Annotated in this window: 15 protein-coding genes; 12 read left to right on the forward strand and 3 right to left on the reverse strand. The window is 60.9% G+C overall.

Features of this window, described 5'->3' with window-relative positions; translation table 11 throughout:
* Positions 1-21: 21 nt before the first annotated feature.
* From hrpB to J5W70_RS09240, 11 genes are all read left to right on the forward strand, one after another.
* Complete coding sequence (gene hrpB, locus J5W70_RS09190) at positions 22-2,607, forward strand: ATP-dependent helicase HrpB (RefSeq protein ID WP_022396691.1); 2,586 nt, start codon at positions 22-24, stop codon at positions 2,605-2,607.
* A 114-nt stretch (positions 2,608-2,721) separates the two neighbouring features.
* Positions 2,722-4,962: an inorganic phosphate transporter gene (locus J5W70_RS09195; RefSeq protein WP_022396692.1), complete on the forward strand. Its 2,241-nt coding sequence runs from the start codon at positions 2,722-2,724 to the stop codon at positions 4,960-4,962.
* Between the two features lie 518 nt (positions 4,963-5,480).
* Positions 5,481-6,782, forward strand: coding sequence for a TlpA family protein disulfide reductase (locus tag J5W70_RS09200; protein ID WP_102731130.1), 1,302 nt, complete (start codon positions 5,481-5,483; stop codon positions 6,780-6,782).
* A gap of 8 nt (positions 6,783-6,790) precedes the next feature.
* Positions 6,791-8,173 (forward strand): CCA tRNA nucleotidyltransferase, encoded by a 1,383-nt coding sequence (locus J5W70_RS09205; RefSeq protein WP_022396694.1) that lies wholly within the window; start codon positions 6,791-6,793, stop codon positions 8,171-8,173.
* A gap of 26 nt (positions 8,174-8,199) precedes the next feature.
* Positions 8,200-9,969 carry an alpha-amylase family glycosyl hydrolase gene (locus J5W70_RS09210; protein ID WP_022396695.1) on the forward strand — a complete coding sequence of 590 codons (1,770 nt, stop codon included), beginning with the start codon at positions 8,200-8,202 and terminating at the stop codon, positions 9,967-9,969.
* Between the two features lie 135 nt (positions 9,970-10,104).
* Entirely contained in the window at positions 10,105-12,618 is a 2,514-nt protein-coding gene (locus J5W70_RS09215) for an Amuc_1098 family type IV pilus outer membrane protein (RefSeq protein ID WP_022396696.1), read from the forward strand.
* Positions 12,619-12,639: 21 nt separating this feature from the next.
* On the forward strand, positions 12,640-14,283 hold the full coding sequence (locus J5W70_RS09220) for a hypothetical protein (RefSeq protein WP_102722805.1): 1,644 nt from the start codon (positions 12,640-12,642) through the stop codon (positions 14,281-14,283).
* Positions 14,284-14,298: 15 nt separating this feature from the next.
* Entirely contained in the window at positions 14,299-15,027 is a 729-nt protein-coding gene (locus J5W70_RS09225) for a lysophospholipid acyltransferase family protein (RefSeq protein ID WP_022396698.1), read from the forward strand.
* Positions 15,000-15,875 carry a bifunctional methylenetetrahydrofolate dehydrogenase/methenyltetrahydrofolate cyclohydrolase FolD gene (folD, locus tag J5W70_RS09230; protein ID WP_022396699.1) on the forward strand — a complete coding sequence of 292 codons (876 nt, stop codon included), beginning with the start codon at positions 15,000-15,002 and terminating at the stop codon, positions 15,873-15,875. The genes J5W70_RS09225 and folD overlap by 28 nt, the downstream gene beginning before the upstream one ends.
* 66 nt (positions 15,876-15,941) lie before the next feature.
* On the forward strand, positions 15,942-16,724 hold the full coding sequence (locus J5W70_RS09235) for an enoyl-ACP reductase FabI (protein WP_022396700.1): 783 nt from the start codon (positions 15,942-15,944) through the stop codon (positions 16,722-16,724).
* Positions 16,725-16,995: 271 nt separating this feature from the next.
* Positions 16,996-17,328 carry a hypothetical protein gene (locus J5W70_RS09240; protein ID WP_146017737.1) on the forward strand — a complete coding sequence of 111 codons (333 nt, stop codon included), beginning with the start codon at positions 16,996-16,998 and terminating at the stop codon, positions 17,326-17,328.
* Between the two features lie 46 nt (positions 17,329-17,374).
* Here the strand turns inward: J5W70_RS09240 and J5W70_RS09245 are convergent, their stop codons facing one another.
* From J5W70_RS09245 to J5W70_RS09255, 3 genes are read right to left on the reverse strand one after another with little or no spacing between them, the layout of a single operon-like run.
* Complete coding sequence (locus tag J5W70_RS09245; protein ID WP_022396702.1) at positions 17,375-18,232, reverse strand: diacylglycerol/lipid kinase family protein; 858 nt, start codon at positions 18,230-18,232, stop codon at positions 17,375-17,377.
* On the reverse strand, positions 18,229-19,368 hold the full coding sequence (locus J5W70_RS09250; protein ID WP_022396703.1) for a transglutaminase-like domain-containing protein: 1,140 nt from the start codon (positions 19,366-19,368) through the stop codon (positions 18,229-18,231). Before J5W70_RS09250 ends, J5W70_RS09245 begins: the two co-directional genes overlap by 4 nt.
* 12 nt (positions 19,369-19,380) lie before the next feature.
* Positions 19,381-20,439: a tRNA dihydrouridine synthase gene (locus tag J5W70_RS09255; RefSeq protein ID WP_022396704.1), complete on the reverse strand. Its 1,059-nt coding sequence runs from the start codon at positions 20,437-20,439 to the stop codon at positions 19,381-19,383.
* Positions 20,440-20,509: 70 nt separating this feature from the next.
* Here J5W70_RS09255 and J5W70_RS09260 point away from each other — a divergent pair, with 70 nt between their 5' ends.
* Positions 20,510-21,709: a 4-hydroxy-3-methylbut-2-enyl diphosphate reductase gene (locus J5W70_RS09260; protein WP_022396705.1), complete on the forward strand. Its 1,200-nt coding sequence runs from the start codon at positions 20,510-20,512 to the stop codon at positions 21,707-21,709.
* Positions 21,710-21,818 lie beyond the last annotated feature (109 nt).

A 21,818-nucleotide genomic window follows, 5' to 3' on the forward strand; every position in this document is an offset into this window, starting at 1 on the left:
CGGATTCCCCTGTAACCCGGTATGGATTCCCCCTCCCTTCCCATTGAGGAAATCCGCGGAGAATTGCTGGACGCGCTGCAAGCCCCCTCTCCGCGCATCCTGCTGAAAGCGCCCACGGGCTCCGGCAAGTCTACCGGCGTTCCCCCCATGATGGATGACGCCGGGCTGGGGGAACGCGGCCTGATCGTCGTCGTTCAGCCCCGCCGGATGGCCGCGCGCCTGCTGGCGCGCCACGTGGCCCGGCTGCGCGGAGTGGAGCTGGGGAAGGAAGTGGGGTATGTGGTGCGCTTTGAACGGCACATTTCCCCCCGCACCCGCATTGCGTACGTGACGGACGGCATGCTGGAACGCTGGCTGACGGAGCGGCCCGCCCTGGAAGGGGTGAGCGCCGTGGTGTTTGATGAGTTTCACGAACGGAGCCTCTCCGGGGATTTGTCCCTGGGGCGCATATTGGACTTGCAGGAAGGCCCGCGCCCGGACATGGCCGTGGCGGTAATGTCCGCCACGCTGGAAATATCCGGCCTGCGGGATTACATGGGCGCCTCCTGCCGGGTGCTGGAGGCGCACGGAAGGCAGTATCCCGTAGAAACCGTTTACCGGGCTCCCCGGCTGGTCAGCGACGGTCGCGGCAGGGTATCCCCTCCTCCGGTATGGGAGCAGGCGGCGGACGCCGTGAAGGAGGCGGTGAAGGATGACGGCTGCGGGGACGTGCTGGTATTCATGCCGGGCGTGTATGAAATCCGGAAAACGGCGGAGTTGCTGGCAGGCAGGCCGTGGATGGGCGGCCGGGACGTTTTTCCTCTTTACGGAGCGTTGACCCCGGAACAGCAGAATCGCGCCGTGGAGCAGGGGAAAAATCCCCGCGTCATCGTTTCCACCAATGTAGCGGAAACCTCCCTGACGATTGAGGGGGTGCGCACGGTGATTGATTCCGGTCTGGTGCGCCGGTCCGGCTGGGACCCCTACAGGGGCATGGATACGCTGCACCTGACGAAGATTTCCAAGGCGTCCGCCGCCCAGCGCGCGGGCCGTGCCGGACGCGTGGCTCCGGGCCGCTGCTTCCGGTTGTGGAGTGAGGCGGAGCAGGCGCGGAAGGCGGATTTTGATCCGCCCGAATGTTTCCGGGTGGATCTGGCGGGGGCCGTGCTGAATCTGGCCGCGTGGGGCATAACCGCGCCGGAAGGGTTCCGCTGGCTGGATGCGCCGGACCCCCTGGTGATGCAGCGGGCCGTGAATCTGCTGGCCGCCCTGGGAGCTACGGAGGCGGACGGGAGCCTGACGGACGTGGGAAGAAGGATGACCGCTTTTCCTCTGCCGCCGCGGCTGGCGCGCCTGATGGCGGCCGGGCAGGATGAACAGTGCGTGGTGGAGCTTGCCGCCATTGCGGCCCTGATGCAGGGGGAGGGCGTAGCGATGAAGGGCGGCTTGAACGACAACCTGCGCGATTCTGCGGACTATACGGATTTTCAGGCGGAGTGGCGCGCGGTGGAAAAGGCTGTGGACGCCGGGTTTGAGGCGGGGGCGTGCACCCGCTGGGGCATTTCCGCCCGCGGGGCGCGGGAAGTGTGGATGGCGTACCGGCAGCTTTTGTCCATCGGCAGCCGGGGGAAATCCCGGGAAATGCCGGAGCCGGATTTCACGGCGGCGCGGCCTGCCGTGGTCCGCGCCATGATGGAGAGCTTTGCGGACCATGTGGGCGTCCGGAACGGAGTGGCCGCCAACACGTGCCGCATGGCCGGCGGCGTGGGGGGCAGGCTGGCGGAAGGCAGCGTGGCGTTCCACGGGGAGCATTTTGTGGCGGCGGAGGTGGCGGAGTTGTCCGGAAAGGCGGTGGAAACCCGTGTGGGCCGCTGTACGCTCATTGACCCGGAGGAGCTGCGCGCCGTCTGGCCGGAGCGTTTTTCCGGCGGGGAGGCGGCCGTCTTTGACGCCGTGCTGCGCCGCGTGCGCCTGCACCGGAGACTGATGTATGAAGACCTGGTGCTGGAAGACCGGGACCGCGGGGACGCTCCGCCGGAGCTGGCCGCCCCCATTCTGGCGGAAAGGGTGGTGGACGGAACCTTGAAGCTGGTGAAATGGGACGCCGCCGTGGAGCAGTGGATACGCCGCCTGAACGGTTTAAGCGTCTGGATGCCGGAACTGGAACTCCCCCGTTTTTCAGAGGAAGACAAGCTGGTAGCCATCTCCCTGGTTTGCGAGGGGGCCGTGGGCTACAAGGACATCAAGGAGCGGGAGATCATTCCCGTGCTCCGGGACTGGCTCTCCGGCTGGCAGGCGAAGGCGCTGGACGATTACGCTCCGGTGAGCCTCACGCTGACCAACGGCCAGCACGCGAAAGTGAGGTACGGGGAGGATTCCACGCCTGTGATCGGCCTTACGGTGCAGCGGCTGTTCGGCGTGGCGGAGTCTCCGCGCATTGCCAACGGCTCCGTGACCGTGAAGGTGGAGGTATTGGCCCCCAGCCAGAGGCCTTGGCAGGTGACGGGTTCCCTGGAAAGCTTCTGGCGGAACGGCTACGGCCAGATGAAAAAAGACCTGGCGGGGCGCTATCCACGGCACCGCTGGCCCGATCCTGAAGAGCTGGATTTCCTCCCCCGTTCCCGTTGAGAAGGCGAAAGGATTTTTCTGTAACAAAACAGTAGCAAAATCGTCCGTTTCCGTGTAAAGAGGCGGTGGTGCAGCTCGCGGACGCCCTCCGCCCACCATTCACAAGAGACAGTTATGGACTCAATTTACTGGATTATCATCGTAGCCCTGCTGCTTCTGGCGGCATTTGACCTGATCAACGGCGTAGCGAATGACGCCGTCAACTTCCTCAACTCCGCCATTGGTTCCAAGGCCGCCCCCGTGCGGGTGATCCTGACCGTGGCTTCCATCGGCGTGCTGGTGGGCGCCTGCTTCTCCGGCGGCATGATGGAGGTGGCCCGCAACGGTATTTTTCACCCGAACATGTTCAGTTACCACGAAGTGATGCTACTCTTCCTGGGGGTGATGATCAGCGAGGTGATACTCCTGGATACCTTCAATACCTTCGGCCTTCCCACGTCCACCACCGTTTCCCTGGTGTTCGGCATTCTGGGCTCCGCCGTGGCGACGGCCCTGTTCAAGATTTCCAAGCTTCACATGACGCAGTCCGTGTGGGACTTCATCAATACGGACAAGGCGTTTGAAATCGTCACCGGCATTCTCCTTTCCGTAGCCATCGCCTTCACGGTGGGCACCATCGTCATGTGGGTTTCCCGCCTGGCGTTTACGTTCAAATACCAGTCCCGCTTCAAGTGGTTCGGCTGCTTCTGGTGCGGCATCGCCATGACGGCGGTGGCCTACTTTGCCGTGTTCAAGGGCTTGAAGGAATCCACTCTGATGGAGCCTTCCTTCATTCAATACATTGACCAGAACCTGGGCATGGCCCTGCTGGTGGCCTTCGGCGGTTTTTCCGTGCTCATGTTCCTGCTCCAGCACCTGTTCATGACGAACATCCTGCGCCTGACCGTGCTGGCCGGCACCTTCTCCCTGGCCCTGGCCTTTGCGGGCAACGACCTCGTGAACTTCATCGGCGTGTTCATGGGCGGCCTGGATTCCTTCCAGTACGCCACGGGCGTAGTGGAGGCCGGCGGCTCCGCCTCCTCCATCACCGCCATGGAATGCCTGATGCCCGGGCAGGGCGCTCCGGTGAACCATTACATTCTTTTTGCCGCCGGATGCATGATGATTTTTGCGCTGTGGTTCTCCAAGAAGGCGAAGACGGTGATCGCCACCGGCGTGGAGCTTTCCCGGCAGGGTGAAGGAGGCATTGAACGTTTCGGCTCCGTTCCCCCCGCCCGCGCCATCGTGCGCAGCGCCATCGCGCTGGGGCGCGGGGTGAAAAAGCTTATCCCCGCCCGCATGCTGGTGCGCATGAACCACCAGTGGGATGCTGCCCCGCAGCCACTGAATCCCAAAGACCGCGTGGCCTTTGACCTGATCCGCGCCACGGTGAACCTGACGGTGGCTTCCCTGCTGATCGCGTGGGCCACGGGCAAGCAGCTCCCCCTTTCCACCACATACGTGACGTTCATGGTAGCCATGGGTTCCTCCCTGGCGGACAAGGCGTGGGGCAGGGAAAGCGCGGTTTACCGCGTGACCGGCGTACTGACCGTAATCTCCGGCTGGTTCATGACCGGCCTGGCCGCCTTCACGCTGGCCGCCGTCATGGCGACCGTCCTGCACTACGGGCAGGTGTACGCCATCTTCGGGCTGCTGGCCCTGGTGGTCGTCATCCTGGTGAAATCCACCATCATGCACCGCAAGCGGGAGAACAAGCTTTCCGTAGAGCGTTTTGACCAGATTACGGAGGAAAACATTCTGGACGTGTGCAGCCACCAGGTCGTGGACAGCACGCTCAAGCTGCGGGAAATCTACAATGACACCGTGGAAAACTTCTTCCAGGGGGACCGGAAGGCCCTGAAAGAGCTGGCGGACGCCGCGGAACGCCTGGCCCTGACCAGCAGCGAGCACCACAAGTATGACATTCTCCCCATCCTGTACAAGATGCAGTCCCGTTCCCTGGACATGGGCTACCACTTCGTGCAGGCCCTGGAGCATTTGAACGAAGCCACGCAGAGCTTGGCGCAGTTTTCCGAGTCCATCTTCACGTATGTGGACAACAACCACACGCCGTTCACGATTGACCAGGTGGACGACTTGAAGGAGGTGCATACCGCTCTCATGAAGCTTCTGGATGAATACTGCAAGATGCTCCAGACGGGAACGTACATCCAGTTCGACTATACCATGGTGGCCCAGGAACAGCTCCTTCAACTGGTGGCAAAGGCCACCAAGCGCCAGATCAAGCGCGCCCAGCGCAACCAGACGCGCACCCGTTCCTCCCTCCTTTATCTGAACATGCTTAATGAAATGAGGTTCATGGCCGTGCAGGTGCGGGCCCTGACTAATGACGAACGGAACTTCGTGGCGGCGTAAGGCGGCGGGGAACCGGGCTTTTTGCATGAAAAGGAAAGAAAAATCTTGAGCGTTTGGTTCATGCAAGTATGCTGAATGAACAGGGGTGTTCGATAAGGAAGGAACGAGAGCCTTCCGAATCACCAGGAACGACCCTGATTTCATAGGTAGTTAGTTGGAGCGGCTGCGGAAGGAATTCCGCAGCCGCTTTTTTGCCCCCGCAGGAGGGGGGCGGACCTTGTGTCATACAAAAGAAGGAATGTTTGAACATATTTCCCGCCCGGCTGTCTCACCCATAACGGTTATGATCCGGATGCAGTGAAAGAGAGAGCACTTCATCCACTTAAGGACTCAACCGTCTTCATAGGTAGTTAGTTGAACAGCAGCCCCGGCGAAGGGATTCGCCGGGGTTTGTTCGTCTCCGGATGGCGCGTTCCGCGCCGTAAACGGCTGGAAGGAAGCGGGGAAGGAAGAATAGGAGGCGTTTTGCCGCGGGGTTTGATTGACGAGCGGGACGCATCAGGGCATAGTGGCAGGGTATGAAGAGAGCGTTTTGCGTGATAGCCGGTGCATGCAGCCTGCTTGGATGGGCTCCGGCGGACGAGGCTGGCATGAAGAATGCGCTGGCGGACTGGCAAATGAGGCAGTCCGACTGGGAATCCGCATTCAAAACGGCTGAAAGCGATGAAAAAAGAGCGGAACTGATGGAGAGCCGTCCGAATGCCATTCCGGTGGCGCAGGAATTGTGGAGGCAGGTGGGGAGGGACCTTCAAAAGCCCGAGACTCAAAAACCCTACCTTCTCCCGGCTGTCATTTGGTTTCTGGACCATCCCCAGGCCGTGGCGCAGGCTTTCCCCAACGGAGACGTTGCCAGGAAAATTGTCGTGCTTTGCCTGGACTCCCTGGAAAATACCCTGTTCCGGGAAAAGGGAGCGGGAAAGGCGGCGTATGCGTTGAGCAACTCCCGCGACCTGCGTTGCCGCGTTATTCTGGAACAAATCAAGGATTACAACCAGTTTCCGGAAGACCAGGGGCTGTCCGCCCTGGGGCTGGCCATGGTGATGAAGGAAACGACGGGAATGCTCCAGGATGACGTCAGGCTGGTGGCGGCACGCGGAAAGCTGCTGAAAGACGCCATCATCAAATGCTATGATTCCAGCTTCGGTCCCGTTCCGGTCCGGAATCTGGTGAAGGAAGAGCTGTATGAAATACGCAATCTCAACATTGGACAGACTGGGCCCAAAATAAGCCTGCCTTCCACCGCCACGGGCGCGGAAGTGACGGTCCCCTCCGGGGACAAGCCCGTGCTGCTGGTTTTCTGGGATCCCCGGGATGTGCGCTCTGTCCAGTTTTTGCAAAAGGCCGTTTCCCTACGGAAGGAATTTCCGGGCCTGACGGTCATGCCGGTGGCCCCCGGAAACAGTGAGGACGTGAAAAAGGCCCTGCTGAATTTGGAGATGGATACTCCCTCCCTGGTGGATGAAAAGGCGGCGGCGTTCAAGGATTACCGCGTGATGCTCACGCCTCGGGTATATCTGCTGGACCCTGCGGGGAAAATCCTGATGCGCGGCACGCCGGACATGCTGTTTGACGCGAATCTGTACGCGGTCATGGGCAAGCTGGAAGGGAAAAAGAATGGAAAGGCGGACGAGAAAAAGGCCCCGGCCGCCCCCGCCGCCGTGAAGCCGGCTCCGCTGCCGGCCAGGATCAACTCTCCGGATACGCGCATTCCCTCCGTTCCGCAGCCTGCCGCGCTCCGGCCAGCGGCCCCGCCTGCTTCCTCCGGTGTGGAGCAGCCCTCTTCTCTTTCCGCTCCCCCCCTGCGGCCCATGCCCGAATAGCCTGTTCCATGGAAAATATTCCATTGAGAAAGGCCGCGGAGGCTGTGGCGCGCGTGCTGGCCGGAGCGGGGCACACGGTGTATTTTGTGGGAGGCTGCGTCCGGGACAGGCTGCTGGGATATCCCGTGAAGGACATTGACATTGCCACCTCCGCCCGTCCGGACGAGGTGCTGCGCCTGTTCCCGGACGCCTGGGAAGTGGGCGCCGCCTTCGGCGTGGTGCTGGTGCGCCGTGGCGGTTTCTCCTTTGAAGTGGCTACGTTCCGCAGGGACGGCAGCTACAGGGACGGCAGGCGCCCGGAATCCGTCTGCTTCACGGATGCGGAGGAGGACGCCCGGCGCCGTGATTTTACCATGAACGGCCTCTTTGAAGATCCGTTTTCCGTTCCTCCGGGTTATGTGGTGGATTATGTGGGCGGCGTGGAGGACATCCGGGTCCGCGTGCTGAGGTGCATCGGGGAGCCGGACCGCCGTTTTGAGGAGGACTCCCTCCGGCTGATGCGCGCCGTCCGTTTCGCCGTTACCAGGGAAGTGCGGGTGGAAGCGGAAACTTATGCCGCCATTTGCAGGAACGCCCCGCTGCTGGCCCGCATCGCGCCGGAGCGCATCCGGGAGGAACTGGACCGGATTCTATTGTCTCCAGGAAGGAAACGGGGCGTGGAAATGCTGGTGGAAACGGGACTGATGAAGCATGTTATTCCGGAGGTATACGGCATGATCGGCTGCACGCAGCCTCCCCAGTGGCACCCGGAGGGGGACGTGTACGCCCATACGCTGATGATGCTGGACGCGCTGGGGAAGGACGGCGCCCCCGTGTCTCTGGAGCTGGCCCTGGGCGTGCTGCTGCATGATGTCGGAAAACCTCCCTGCCGCCAGGTGGATGAAACGGGGCGCATCCGTTTTTCCGGTCATGACAAGGAGGGCGCCTCCATGGCGCGGGACATTTTAAGGAGACTGAAATATTCCAATGCCGTGATTGATGCGGTGTGCGCCATGGTGGAGCGCCACATGCGCTTCATGAACGTGCAGCAGATGAAGAAGTCCACCCTGCGGATGTTCATGAGCGCTCCGCATTTCAGCGACGAGCTGGAGCTTCACCGCCTGGACTGCCTTTCCTCCAACGGATTGATGGACAACTGGCAGTTTGTCCGGGACGCCATGGATTCCTACCGGGACGCACCCCTGGTGCCTCCGCCCCTGGTGACCGGGCGCGATCTGCTGGACCTGGGGCTGCCCCCCGGTCCCGATTTCAGGAAATGGCTGTCCCGTTTGCAGGAGCTCCAGTTGGAAGGAACGCTCCGGACCAGGAAGGAGGCCCTGCTGATGCTGGGGCAAATTGCCCCGGTGGAACAGAATACACTTGCAGAGTACCTGGAAAAGTTAGCATTATAGGCCGCAAGACCTCATCCTTTCAGTTCATGCGCCCGGTCATTTATCAACTGTTTGTCCGCCATTTCTCCAACATGGAAACCCATGGGGTGGACTGGGGGACCCGGGAGACGAACGGGTGCGGCACCTTTAACGGTGTGACGGACAAGGCCCTGAGGGAAATAGCCCGGATGGGCTTTACCCACATCTGGCTGACCGGGGTGCTGAGGCACGCCACGCAGACGGCCTATCCCGAGCTGCCCGCCCAGCCGGAATCCATCGTAAAAGGCCTGGCCGGCAGTCCCTATGCGGTAGTGGATTATTTTGACGTGGACCCGGACCTGGCCTCCACGCCGGAAAAAAGAATGGAGGAATTCAAGGCACTCGTGAAACGCTGCCGAACGGTGGGGCTGGTGCCGTTGATCGACTTTATCCCCAACCATGTTTCCCGCGCGTACCTGGCGGACTGGGACGGGCATGACGATTTTGGAGAAGGGGACGACCACCATACGTTTTTCTCTCCGGAGCAGGGGTACTTTTACCTGACCTCCAACAGCCCGGGGGACGGCCCCCCCCTGCATCTGCCGGACGGCCTGTTTGAAGGGGAAATGACCTTCGGCCGCGTCACGGGCAACAATGCCGTTACGTGGAACCCCACCAGATATGACTGGTATGAAACGGTCAAACTCAACTACGGCTATAACTTCCTGGCCGGACTGCCGGCCCTCCGCCTGCTGCCGGACTGGACGAGCCCCAAGCAGCGCGTGCCCAAGACCTGGCGCATCATGGACGACATCCTTTCCTTCTGGCAGGGCCTGGGCATCGGCGGTTTCAGGTGCGACATGGCCCACATGATTCCCATGGCCTTCTGGAAATGGGCCATCTCCCGCTCCCGCGTCCGCCTGCCGGACGTGTTTTTCATGGCGGAAGCGTACAATGACCACATGAAAACCACCCCCGGCGATCCCTGCGCCGCGCTGCTGGAATCCGGGTTCAATGCCGTTTACGATTCGGCCTGCTACCGCCTGGCGCTCCATGTGTACACGGAAAAAAACTGGGCAAACGACTTCGACCGCCTTTTCCGGAGCGACCCCAAATACATGGCCAACGGCGTCCGCTACGTGGAAAACCATGATGAAACGCGCGTGTGCTCCCCGCTCTCCTGGGGCGGGGTGGGCCGCATCATCCTTCCGGCGATCATGACGCTGGTGTACGCGTCCGGCCGCGGTCCCGTGCTGGTGTACAACGGGCAGGAAGTAGGGGAGCGGGGGGAGAGTCCCGGCGGCTACGGCGGCCATGACGGCCGCACCAGCATTTTTGACTACACCTGCCTGCCCCAGCTCCAGCCCTGGGTGGCGGACGGACGGTTTGACGCCTCTCTGCTGCCGGAGGATTCCGCGGAGCTGAGGAACTTTCATCAGCGGCTGCTTCCCCTGATGCAGCATCCGGCGCTTGACCGCGGGGATTTTTACGGCCTGAACTGGGCCAACATGAAAAACACCACCTTTGGCAGGGAACCTGCGGAAGACACCTCCGGCCACTGGGTGTACGCCATGCTCCGGCATGATGCCCGTTCCAGGGCCACCGTGCTGGTGGTGGGGAACCTTTCCCCGGAGATCAACTTCTACAACCTCCGCATTTCCATTCCCCAGCACGCCTTCGGCTGGTGCGGCATCCAGACGGACCGCGTGCGTGTCAGGAACCTGATGGCCGGAGAGGGGGAAGACCGGGTTTTTGACCGGAAGGAACTGATGGAACGCGGGCTTCCCCATCCCCTGAAACCGGGGCATGTGGGCGTGCTGGAACTCTCTGCCGTTTAAAGGGGCATTCCCTCCGGAGGGGTGCGGCTGCCCTTTCCGATATTTTTTGCTCTGCTGGGCGTTTTTATAATGACGGGCGGTTTTTAATTCGGTATAGTCCCGGAAATTCCTATGACTAGACGTTTCCCTCACTCCATGTCTGCCATTCAGCAAATTGCCCTGGCGCTTGCCGTTGCCGGTATTGGAGCCGGCCAGGGGCTGGCCCAGGAAGGAGCAGGGGCCGCCCGCCGGACTGCGGCCCGGATGGAAGAGCAGGCCCAGGCTTCCATGCTGCTGCTGGGGCAGGCGCGTCAGCTGTATTCCGAGGGCAAGTACCAGGAAGCCCTGGACAATTACCGCAGGAGCCTGACCGCGCTGCCCAAGTCCCCCAACATGGAGAAGCGGCGCCGTTTTCTGGAAACCAGCATTGCGGACGCCAGCGTGGCCGTGGCGCAGGAATACATCAAGGTGGGGCGTTACGACGAGGCCGTCAAGCTGCTGGAAGATGCCTTGAAAGCTACGCCGGGCCATGCCCTGGCCAAGCGCACGCTGGAAATAGCCCGGGACCCGGTTCGCACGAATCCGGCCCTATCCCCGGAACACGTCAAGAACGTGGAGGAAGTCAACCGCCTGCTCCGCCTGGCTTACGGCTATTATGAACTGGGCCAGTATGATGCGGCCCTGAAGGAATTTACCTCCGTCCTCCAGACGGACCCTTACAACACGGCGGCGCGGCGCGGCATGGAGCTGGTCAACCGCGCCAGAACCGCCTACTTTGACGCTGCCAGGGATGAAACCCGGAGCAGTGCCCTGGCGGACGTCTCCAAGCTGTGGGAGATGCCCGTTCCCCTGACGGAAACGCCGGAGGAACCCGCTTCCTTCTCCCAGCCGCTGGACAATCCGGTGGTGAATGTGGACCAGAAGCTGGGCATGATCCGTCTGCCCCGCGTGCAGCTGGACGGCGCAACGGTGCAGGAAGCCGTGGACTATCTGCGCAGCCTGGCCAGGACGCATGATACAACGGCCATGACGACGGCGGAGCGCGGCGTGAATATTTCCGTGGACCCCGGTCCTGCGGACAGCGTTTCCGCCAAGGAGACCGCCGGCAAGAGAATTACGCTTAATCTTCAAAACGTGCCGCTCCGCGACGCCCTGGAATACGTGGCGCGCGCTTCCGGCCTCATTCTGCGCACGAACGCCTTTGGCGCGGAGCTGGTATCCAGTTCTGACGGCACCTCCTACATGGTGACCAAGGCCATTGCCCTTCCTCCGGGCTTCTTCTCCGGCCTGTCGGAATCCTCCGATTCGGAAAATGCCGATCCCTTCGGTTCCGGGGATGCCGGTTCTTCCGGCATGACCCTGAAACGGGTGGACCCGCAGAAGGCCCTGGCCTCCCTGGGCGTGAAATTCCCGGAAGGCAGCTTCATCAAATACAACTCGGGCAACTCCACCCTCCTTTTCCACGGCACGCCCAAGGACTTGAGCATGCTGGAGGAGCTGGTGGCGTCCAAGACGGCGGAACAGCCCCTGCAGGTGGTTGTCAGCGCGACGTTCCTGGAAGTTAATCAAACGGACCTGGAAGAATTGGGCTTCAACTGGATCGTGAACCTGAACCTGGACCCCTCCAAGTGGTTCATGGGCGGTGCGGGCACCAACAAGAATGACTACAACAACACCGTGCTGGACAGCGCCGCCAGCGTGGTCGGAGCCGCCGTCCCGGCAGGGGTGGTGGGTGGACTGAGGTCCGGCAACCAGGTTTTTACGGAAGACAGCATTGACGGCATGATTGAGCGCGGTTCCTCCGCCAGAAGCACCGGCGTGGCCTACGTTCCCGGCGGTGCGCCCAGCATCGTCACCATGCGCGGCATGTGGAGCCAGGCGGACATCACGATGATCATGCGCGGCCTGAGCCAGAAGAAAGGCACGGACATCATGCAGCATCCTTCCGTGATTGTGCGCCCAGGGGAAAAAGCCACCTTCTTCAGCGGCAAGGAACTGATTTACCCCACGGAATACGATCCGCCCGAAGTTCCCAACAGCACGGGCAACAACAATAACGGAGACGACTGGGGCGACTATGACGACGATGGCGGAGACCGCCTGCCGGTCATGCCCATCACGCCCGCCCACCCATCCGCCTATGAAACCAGGCAGCTCGGCACGGTATTCAACGTGGAGGTAACCGGCATCAGCGATGACAAATCCATCGTGGAAATGACCGTAGTGCCGGAAATCGTGGACTTTGACGGCTTCATCAACTACGGTACGCCGCTCTTCGTCCCCGTGGCCTCCCAGGAGAAAAATGCGAAGGAAGACATCGTCATGGTGAAAGCTTCCGACAACTTCATTCTCCAGCCCGTATTCTCCACGCGCCGCCTGACCGCTCCGGTACGCATTGCCACCGGCAGCACGCTCGTCATCGGCGCCTTGAAAAAATCCACCTCCATCACGTATGAGGATAAAATCCCCATTCTGGGGGATATTCCCTGGGTGGGCCGCCTTTTCCGCTCCAAGGGATCCAAGGAAGAGCGCAAGGCCATCATCATCATGGTGAAGGCGGAAGTGGTGGACCCGGGCGGCAAGCAGCTCTACACGCCGGGCACCGCCGTTCCGGATGAGGAAGCTCCGGCAGGGCTCGCGCCTCTTCCCGCCCTCAGCAATGCCCAGTAACCTTTAACCGGATTAAGACTATTGAAGAACAGTGATTCCGATCCTGAGTCCTCTTCTTCCTCCCAGGGGGCGGACAATATCATGCGCCAGCTGCATGCCTCGGATTCCCAGGGCGTGGAGCGAAAGAGGGAAGTAGTGGTGCGCCCGGACGGCAGCAAGGTCATCCGTGTGGAAAAACGCCGGCGGACCTACAATGACGACCACGGGGACGCCAAGCAGGCCGTGCTGAAAAACAAGCGTTTCCTCATTGGCCTCTGCATCCTGGTCCTGCTGGTTGTGGGCGCCCTGGCGGGAACGTACATGTACCGCCTGACTTCCTTCAATACGGAGGAATTCGCCGGGCGGCTGCAATCGGACCTCTCCGCCGCCTGGGGCGGGAAGGTGGAAGCCTCCGGCATGGCGATGGACGGCCTTTCCATGAAGGCCGCCCGCATCAAGGTCACTTTCCCGCAGGATTCCTGCCTGTCTTTTGTAATGATGGAAGGCGTTTCCGGAGAAATCTCCGCCACGTCCCTGTTCATGGGAAAAATCAAGGGGGAAAGCCTGAACATGGCCAAGGTCACGATTGGCCTGCGCCCCGGATTCTCCAAATTTGCCGTGCCGCAGACGAAGCGGGAACTCCCGTTCGTCTTCCGGCGGTACACCTCTCCGCGCCTGGAGGTAGGTTACGCCCACAAGACGGAGGAATTTACCCTGGAACGGAATGACGGCCCCTTCTACATGACGGCGGAAGCCTACATCCGCACGTCCGGAAACGGTACGGAACCGGAATACGTGCTGGACCTGTCACAGCAAAAGCTGAAAATCAAGGGCTGGCCTCTGATGGGCGTCGACTCCGGCTCCATCATTTTAAACGGAAACGGCGTCAAGCAGCTCACCTTCTCCGGTTTTCTGGACAAGGGGCGCCTGCTCAACAAGCCTACGGACCTCAGCCCCTTCATGATTACGGGGAATTTCCTCCTGGGTACGGATTTCCGCCACCAGGCCTGGACCCTGACGGGCAGGAATTTTGACCTCCTCTCCCTGGTGGGGGATGACTTCGCTTCCTTCCTCAAGGTACAGATGGGGGAACAGGAAGTGGATGAAAAGCATGAATTGAAGCTGGACTTTGCGCTGCCCGTGATGGACGAACAGAAAAGGCCCTCCGTAAAAGGGTACAGCGGTTCCGTCATCAAGGCGACCATGCTCAGGCTGCCCGTCCTGCGCCTGCTGGCGGCCATGACCGCCCGGAACACGGAAATAAGGCTGCCTTACTCTTCCCCAGTCTTTACGTCCGGCTCCTTTCTGCTGGAAAGCGACGGAACGGACCGTTCCGCCTCCCTGAAAGAGATTTCCCTGTTTGAGCAGGGCTTCCTGGGAGTGACCGGGGTTCTGTACAGCAACGGTTCCGCCGTGACGGGAGAGCTGGTCTTTAAAATCCCCTCCTACATGGTGGATAGCCGACGCCTGCCGTCCGGCGTTACGCAGGAGGGGCATGAAATCATTCTCCCCGTGAAAATTTCCGGTACGCCGGCATCCCCGCAGGACAACTCCGCCGGCATGCTCCAGGAAGTGGAGCCGCGCGCGGACCGTCCGGGAATGGGGACTGCCCCCTCCCGCGGAACGGCTCTTCCCGCTCCGTCAAGTACCCCGCCCGCCCGCATTACGGTGGACGGATTCATGTGATATTGCCGAGAATTCATGTTGCTGCTCAACCCCATTGTCCGAAAAACGTCCGAAAAGCGTTCCCGCTGGTGGACCAAGCTGGCCGGCTTCGGCCTGTGGTCCTTGCTCCAGCCCATCTGCATGAGCCTGAATATCCGCTCCATCAAGGAGGAGCACGACGACGTCTACACGGCGCCCTTCCTGGTGGCCCTCTGGCACAACCGCACGACGGTGCCCGGCTATGCCTGGTCCCTGGCCCAGAAGCCGCTCAAGATGTGCGTGCTCACCAGCGCCAGCAAGGACGGTGCCCTGGTGGAGGCCGTATGCAAACACTTCGGCCTGGATTCCGTCCGCGGTTCCTCCGGACGGCGGGGAGCCCTGGCCTACATGGAAATGATGAGGAAGGTGCAGGAGGGGGACGTCTGCTTCTGCCTCACCCCGGACGGTCCGCAGGGCCCCATTTACCAGGTGCACCACGGCATCATCAAGATGGCCTCCCAGTCCGGGCTTCCCATCGTTCCCGTGTGCATCGAATATGAAAGCTGCTGGAGGCTGAACAAGGCCTGGGACCGCTACGCCATTCCCAAGCCGTGTTCCAACGTGAACATTCTATGGAAAAAGCGCCTGTTCATTCCTCCGGACGCAACGGATGAGCAGGTAGCGGACTACGCCCGCCTTCTGGCCGGGCTGCTGAGCGAGGGGCTTCCGGACTTCCCGCCACTTAATCAATCATTATTATGCAAATCATCGACGGAAAACAGGTAGCCTCCCAGGTGCTGGAAGAGGTTGGAAAGGACATTGCCCGGCTCAGGGAACAGGGAATAACGCCCGGCCTGGCCGTGGTTCTGGTGGGGGAGGACCCCGCCTCCCAGGTGTATGTGAATTCCAAGGTGAAAAAATGTGCGGAGCTGGGAATGAACTCCCGTAAAATCGTTCTCTCCGCGGATGCCTCCCAGGAAGAACTGCTCCAGGTCGTCCGTGACTTGAATGCGGACCCCTCCATCCACGGCATTCTGGTGCAGAGCCCGCCTCCCCCCCATATCGACGAGGCGGCCGTGGTCCTGGAAATAGACCCCGCCAAGGATGTGGACGGCTTCCACCCGGAGAACGTCGCCAAGCTGGTGCTGGAGGATGAAACCGGTTTTGTGCCCTGTACCCCGCTGGGCTGCATGAGGCTGTTGCAGGCGGCCGGCATTGAAACGGCGGGCGCGAATGCCGTGGTCATCGGCCGCAGCATGATCGTGGGCAAGCCGATGGCCCATCTTCTGATGTCCAAGCAGGCGAACGCCACCGTTACGGTGGCCCACTCCCGCACGAAGAACCTGCCGGAGCTTTGCCGTTCAGCAGACATCATCGTGGCGGCGATAGGCAGGCCCGCATTCGTGACGGCTGATTTTGTGAAGGACGGCGCCGTGGTGGTGGACGTGGGCATCAACCGCGTGGAAGATGCCTCCGCCAAGCGCGGCTACCGGATTGTTGGAGACGTGGCCTATGATGAAGTGGCGCCCAAGTGCCGGGCCATTACCCCCGTGCCCGGCGGCGTGGGGCCGATGACCATCGCCATGCTGATGGCTAACACGGTCAAGGCCTGCCGCCAGCAGACGGGAGCCTGACGGAGCGCCGTGACGTCCGTTTTTCTTGTCAAATGAAGGAAAGTAGGGCAGTATTCACTTACCATTATGTCAAGTAAATTACTCGAAGGCAAAGTTGGTGTCGTAATCGGCGTGGCGAACAAGCGCAGCATCGCGTTCGCAATTGCCAAGGCATGGCATGAAGCGGGCGCAAAGCTCATCTTCAATTATCAGGGCGAACGCCTCAAGGACGGCGTGCTCAAGCTGGTCCATGAAAACTTCGGCGAAGACGTCCCCGTTTACGATCTGGATGTCAGCAATGATGAATCCATCAATGCATTCTTTGAAAAAGTCCGGGAACACACGGACAAGGTGGATTGCATGCTGCATTCCGTGGCTTTTGCCCCGAAGGAAGCCCTTGGCGGCAGTTTCCTGGATACGGGACGCGAGGCGTTCAAGATTTCCCTGGATATCTCCGCCTACTCCCTGGTGGCCCTTTCCCGCGCCGTGGAGCCCATGATGTCCGACAACGGCAGCATTCTGGCGATGTCCTACCTGGGTTCCGAAAAGGTGGTGCCGAACTACAACCTGATGGGCGTTTCCAAGGCCGCCCTGGAAGCCTGCACCCGTTATCTGGCGTATGATCTGGGCCGCGCCCGCGGCATCCGCGTCAACTGCATCAGCGCGGGCCCCATGCAGACGCTTGCGGCACGCGGCGTTTCCGGCTTTAACACCATGTTCAAGGTGTATGAGGAACATGCCCCCCTGGGCCGTTCCTGCACGGGCGAGGAACTGGGCGCTACCGGCGTCTTCCTGGCCAGCGACGGCGCAGCCGCGATCACCGGACAGGTGATTTACGTGGACGGCGGCTATCAGATCATGGGCATGTAGCATTCCCTCCGGGAAAATTTCCCCTTTGTTTCAGGCCGTACCGCTTGCCGGTACGGTCTTTTTGCGCTGTTTCCGCGGGTATGACAGGGATGCGCCATCTCTCCTGTCAAAAATTCTTGTGTTCCGGTGCCTCATTTTTATAAATAAGAAAATGACAGCCTCCCCTCGTTATCTGTTTAACGGAGAAACGTGCGGCAGCTTGGATGAATTGTTCCTCCGCTACGGGAACTCTTCTCATAAAGCCCATATCTCCCTTGTTGGCGGGGACGGAATGCACATGCAGTCCGTTCCGGTGGGTAACGGCCTTTATTATTGCGAGGTGGGGGATGACGCCCATGGCTACGTCTGCCCCCATGAAATGCCGGTTGAGGAATTGGAGGAACAATTCCGCCGTTTTGATTCAGGGGAGGATTTCTCCTTTGTGAAGGAAGATTGGAGCTTTTACGAACCTTCCGCCTCCCCGCTTCCGGCGATGGTCAAATGGATTGGCGTCGCGGCCCTGATGGATGCCGCCATTGTACTGGCCTTCACCGGGCTTCCGGAGGTCCACACCGTCCATCTTTCCTGCATGCTGGATACGTTTACCCGTTTTCTGCTCAGTTAAGGCGCGCAGGGGCGGCCTGTTGAAGGAAGCCTTTTGCGGCTCCGCTTCAGGGGGCGAGTACCTTCAGCGTACCGTGGCGCGTGATGCGGACCGGGGCGTTGCCCATATAATCGCCGTCCAGTTCACAGGCGGCCTGTCCGGCGGAAATGACGGTTCCCCCCGTCATCCGGATATATTCAAAGGAGCCGTTCCGCCGGGAATGGAAGCCTCCGTGGACGGCGGCCATCAGGCATTCCCCGATGATGGAGGGAATGGAATGTTTGAAAACCACGGCGTCCAGAAGACCGTCGTCATTATCCGCTTCCGCAAAGAAATTCAGCGGTCCGCCGTACCTGCGCCCGTTGCCGAAGAGGATGGAACGGCCTGCCACCACCCGCCCGTCATCCGTGGACAGGGTCAGCCGGGGCTGCCGCTCCGTGCAAACCCGGGCGCCGGCAATGACGTAGGCGAAGGCCTTCCATTTCTTTTTCATTTCCCACGTGGTCAGTTCCACGGCACGGGCGTCCGCGCCTATGCCCGCCATCTGGAGAAAGGGCTGCCCGTTGAAGGCGAACAGGTCCACGTCCCTGGGACGTCCCGCATTCAGAACATGCAGGGCGTGGTCAAAATCCTGCCGGATACCTATTTCACGGGAGAAGACGTTCATGGTTCCCGCGGGGAAGGGGGCCAGTGCCGTTTCCGTATTGCAGAGGGCCCTGGCCGCCACGCCCAGCGTGCCGTCCCCGCCCGCCACGGCCACGACGGGAGTTCCGGAATCCGCCCGGGCGGCCAGGTGGCGCAGCATGTCTTCCCTGCTTTCCGGCTCAACGACGTCAAAAAGATCCCGGTGGCCGTCCAGCCAGCGGCGGAAGCGGTCGGTCCTGGCGCTGCGCGCCGTATTATTGAAAAACAGGGGAATCCTCATGGAGCGGTCACGGAGAAATTCAAAATCTGCACCGGGGCTTCCGTATGGGCCACGGGTTCATGGCGCACTGTTCCGTCGGGCAGCATGAATTCCAGAATGCCGCGGGAGACGGTGTCCGGCAGGCGCACTTCCAGAAACTTCCTCATGTCGTCGGATGGGCCGGGGGTGGTGCCTTCCGCCAGGACTTTCCCTTCTTCCGACTTGAGAACGACGCGCAGGGGCAGTCTTCTGCCGCTGCCTTCCTTCCCATCCCTGATATCCAGCATCAGCCTGCTGCCCGGCAGGTACTCCGGCTGTGCCGCCACCCAGTCCGACGCCAGTTTCATATAACGGTCCGTGATCCTGACGGCGGGGACGGTCCGGCTTTCCGGAGGGAAGGTCAGCGCGCGCCGTTTTTCGTCGTAGCGGGCTTCCCAGATCAGCGGGAAGAACTCTCCGGCGCCCTCCTTCTTCCAGGAGGTGGCGTAAATGGCGTTCTCCGGCTTGCGGGGGTCCAGCATGCTGATGGCGGACATCACCCACGGGGTGTTGAAATCCTTCTCGTTGTACTCCAGCATTTTCCATTCCCCGTCACACCAGGCTTCCACCCAGTTGTGGTTGCCGCGCACATGGTTCCAGGTAAGGACGCCGGCCATGCGGGCCGGAATGCCCACGGAGCGGAGCGCGCAGACGAGCAGGATGCTCTGGCCCGTGCAGGAAACCTTGCCGGATTGCAGGGATTCCTTCACCCCCTGGTGGGGAATCCTTCTTTCCGTGGAATAGCGCACATTCAGGGTTTTCTGGATGCAGGAGGCAATCGTGAGGGCGGCTTCCCGGCCCGTCTTGCATGCGGAAACCAGCGGCGCAAAGAGGTTGTGGAACTGTTCCCGCCATTCGTCGCGCGGCTCGTTGACCACGGCATAGGGGAGCACGTTGTTTTCATAAAGCTCCCACGGAACCTTGCCGGCCCAGGGGAACTGGCTGCGGGCGTCCAGCGCCAGGCGGACTTCCCGGTCCAGCCGTTCTTCCGTAATCGTTTCCCTGTCCTGCGCGGGCATGTAGGCGCGCAGGAATTCCACTCCGTCCGGAATGGCGTCATGGGCGGCGCAGAGAGCGGCGGTCAGGCCCAGGAGAAGGGCGGAAGGCAGCGGATTCATGAACACGGGAATTCATACCTGAATTCCGGGAGGGAGACAAGCTTCCTCTTGCGCAAGTAGGGCATGGAAATGGGCGAACAGGTGCGTGTCTTCCGGCGGCGTGGGGGCAAACGGGGCGTCATTGTCCAGGATATCCTCGCAAATGCGCATGAAATCGCGGGAGGTTTTCGCCCTTTTCATGTAATGGTCAAAGGAATCCGGAAGCCCGCGCGCGGTGTAAACCAGGTATTTTTTCATGCGGTGGATGTGTTTTTCCTCCACATAACGCTCCTGCATTTCCAGCGTGCGCTCATGGAGGCGGCGGATGTAATGCAGCACGTCCCGGAAGGTGGGGGAAGCAGGGACTCTACCCTGGAAACGGTCGTAAAGCTGGGAAAATATCCATGGATTGCGCAGGGCCGCGCGCCCGATCATCAGGCCTGCGGGCCGGGCCAGCCGCACCCACGCGTCCGCCGTGGCCGCATCTACAATGTTGCCGTTGGCGACCACCGGACAGTCCAGCGCTTCCACGGCCCATTTTACCCATTCCGGATGCACCGGGGAGCGGTAGCCTTCCCGTACGGTGCGGGCGTGGATGCACACCCTGTCCGGGGTGTGGGCGGCAATCACGGGGAGAATGCGTTCAAACTCGTCCGGATTCTCGTATCCCAGGCGGCATTTGACGGTGAAGGCCCCGGCGGGAAGAACGTCCCGGAGCGCGCCCAGGGCCGCGTCCATGGCCTTCAGGGAGCGCAGCATGCCCCCTCCGGCGTTTCTCCTGCACACCATCGGGGCGGGGCAGCCCATGTTCAGGTCCACCCCCGCGCAGTCGTGCTCCATCAGGGCCAGCGCGTCCCTCGCCAGATACTCCGGCTCATGGCCCACGAGCTGGCCGTAAATGGGGCGCCCCGTGGGATTTTCATCAATGGAGCGCAGGATGTATGGCGACATCTTTTTATGATGGGCCACCGTTCTGAAATACTCCGTGATGAAATAATCCGGCAGTGAATTCAAGTCCTTCAACGTCTTGAGGAAAGCCAGATCCGTCACATCTTTCATGGGGGCCAGGGCCAGGAGCATGCGCCTGTGCATACCGTGAAAAGCCCCGGTTGGCAAGCTGTGATTGTCTTGACGAAAGAAGGAAAGTGTGGAAGCTGTGAGCATGAATCAGGACTCAACCCGCAAAGCCAGAGTGAATGTGAGACGAGCCGAGGTGATGGAACAGGTGGAGAAGGAAATCCAGCAGCATTACCAGAGTGAATTGATTTCCCATATCCGGTCTGCGGGCAACGTGTACAACCTGGGCCACACGGAATTTTTCCTGGCGAGGGAGTTTGGATTCTGCAACGGCGTGCGCCGCGCCATAGACATAGCGTATGCGGCCCGCAGGGTGTTCCCGGACCGGCGGATTTTCCTGATCGGGGACATCATCCACAATCCGGAGGTAAACCGGCAGCTGGAGGAAATGGGCATTCAGAAGCTTCCCTGGAAGCAGCTTGATTCCTCCTATGACCGGATTGCCGCGGACGACGTGGTGATTATTCCCGCGTTCGGCGTGCCCACTCCCTTCATGGATGCGCTGGAGGAAAAGGGCGTGCAGATTGTGGACACGACCTGCGGGGACGTGATGAAGGTCTGGAAAAGGGTGAAGAATTACGCCGCCATGGGGATTACCTCCATCATTCACGGCAAGGCCACCCATGAGGAAACCAGCGCCACGGCCTCCCGGGCCCTGGGGGAACGGGGAAAGGGGAAATACCTGGTGGTTTACGATCTGGAGGACGCCCGCATCCTGTGCGACTACATGCTGGGCCGCGGAGATCGCGAGGCGTTCCTGAAACGGTTTGAAGGCTGTTATTCCCCGGGATTCGATCCGGACCGGGATCTGGAGGAAGTGGGCATCGCCAACCAGACCACCATGCTGAAGACGGAGACGCAGACGCTCCAGAGGATGGTGAAGGACGCCGTCGTCCAGAGGGACGGGGACGATGATAATTTTTATGTGTTCGACACTATTTGCGGCGCTACCCAGGACCGCCAGGACGCCCTGTACGAGCTGTTGAAGAACCCTCTGGACGTCATGTTCGTGGTGGGCGGCTACAATAGTTCCAACACCACGCACCTGGTGGATATCGCCAAGGAGCATGTGCCCACGTATTTCATTGAATCCGCAGAAAGCATCAAATCCATCCAGTACGTGGATGCCTTTGACACGGAAACGCGGGAAGTCCGCCGCATGACCACGGAACCGGTGGTGCAGAATCTGGGCAAATCCCTGAAGGTGGGGATTACGGCGGGCGCTTCATGCCCGGCCAACCTGATTGAGGCCACTATCCTGCGCATTGCAGAATTGCGCAAGTAGCGGCGCGCATCCGGAGCTGGAGGGATGCGGAGAAATGGGCACGCCTTCCACCGGGAAGGCATCTGCCGTTTTTCTCACGAAAACGGAGCGGTGGCCGAACCCGCGGGAG

It is taken from the genome of Akkermansia massiliensis (assembly GCF_018847375.1).
Lineage (GTDB): Bacteria > Verrucomicrobiota > Verrucomicrobiia > Verrucomicrobiales > Akkermansiaceae > Akkermansia > Akkermansia massiliensis.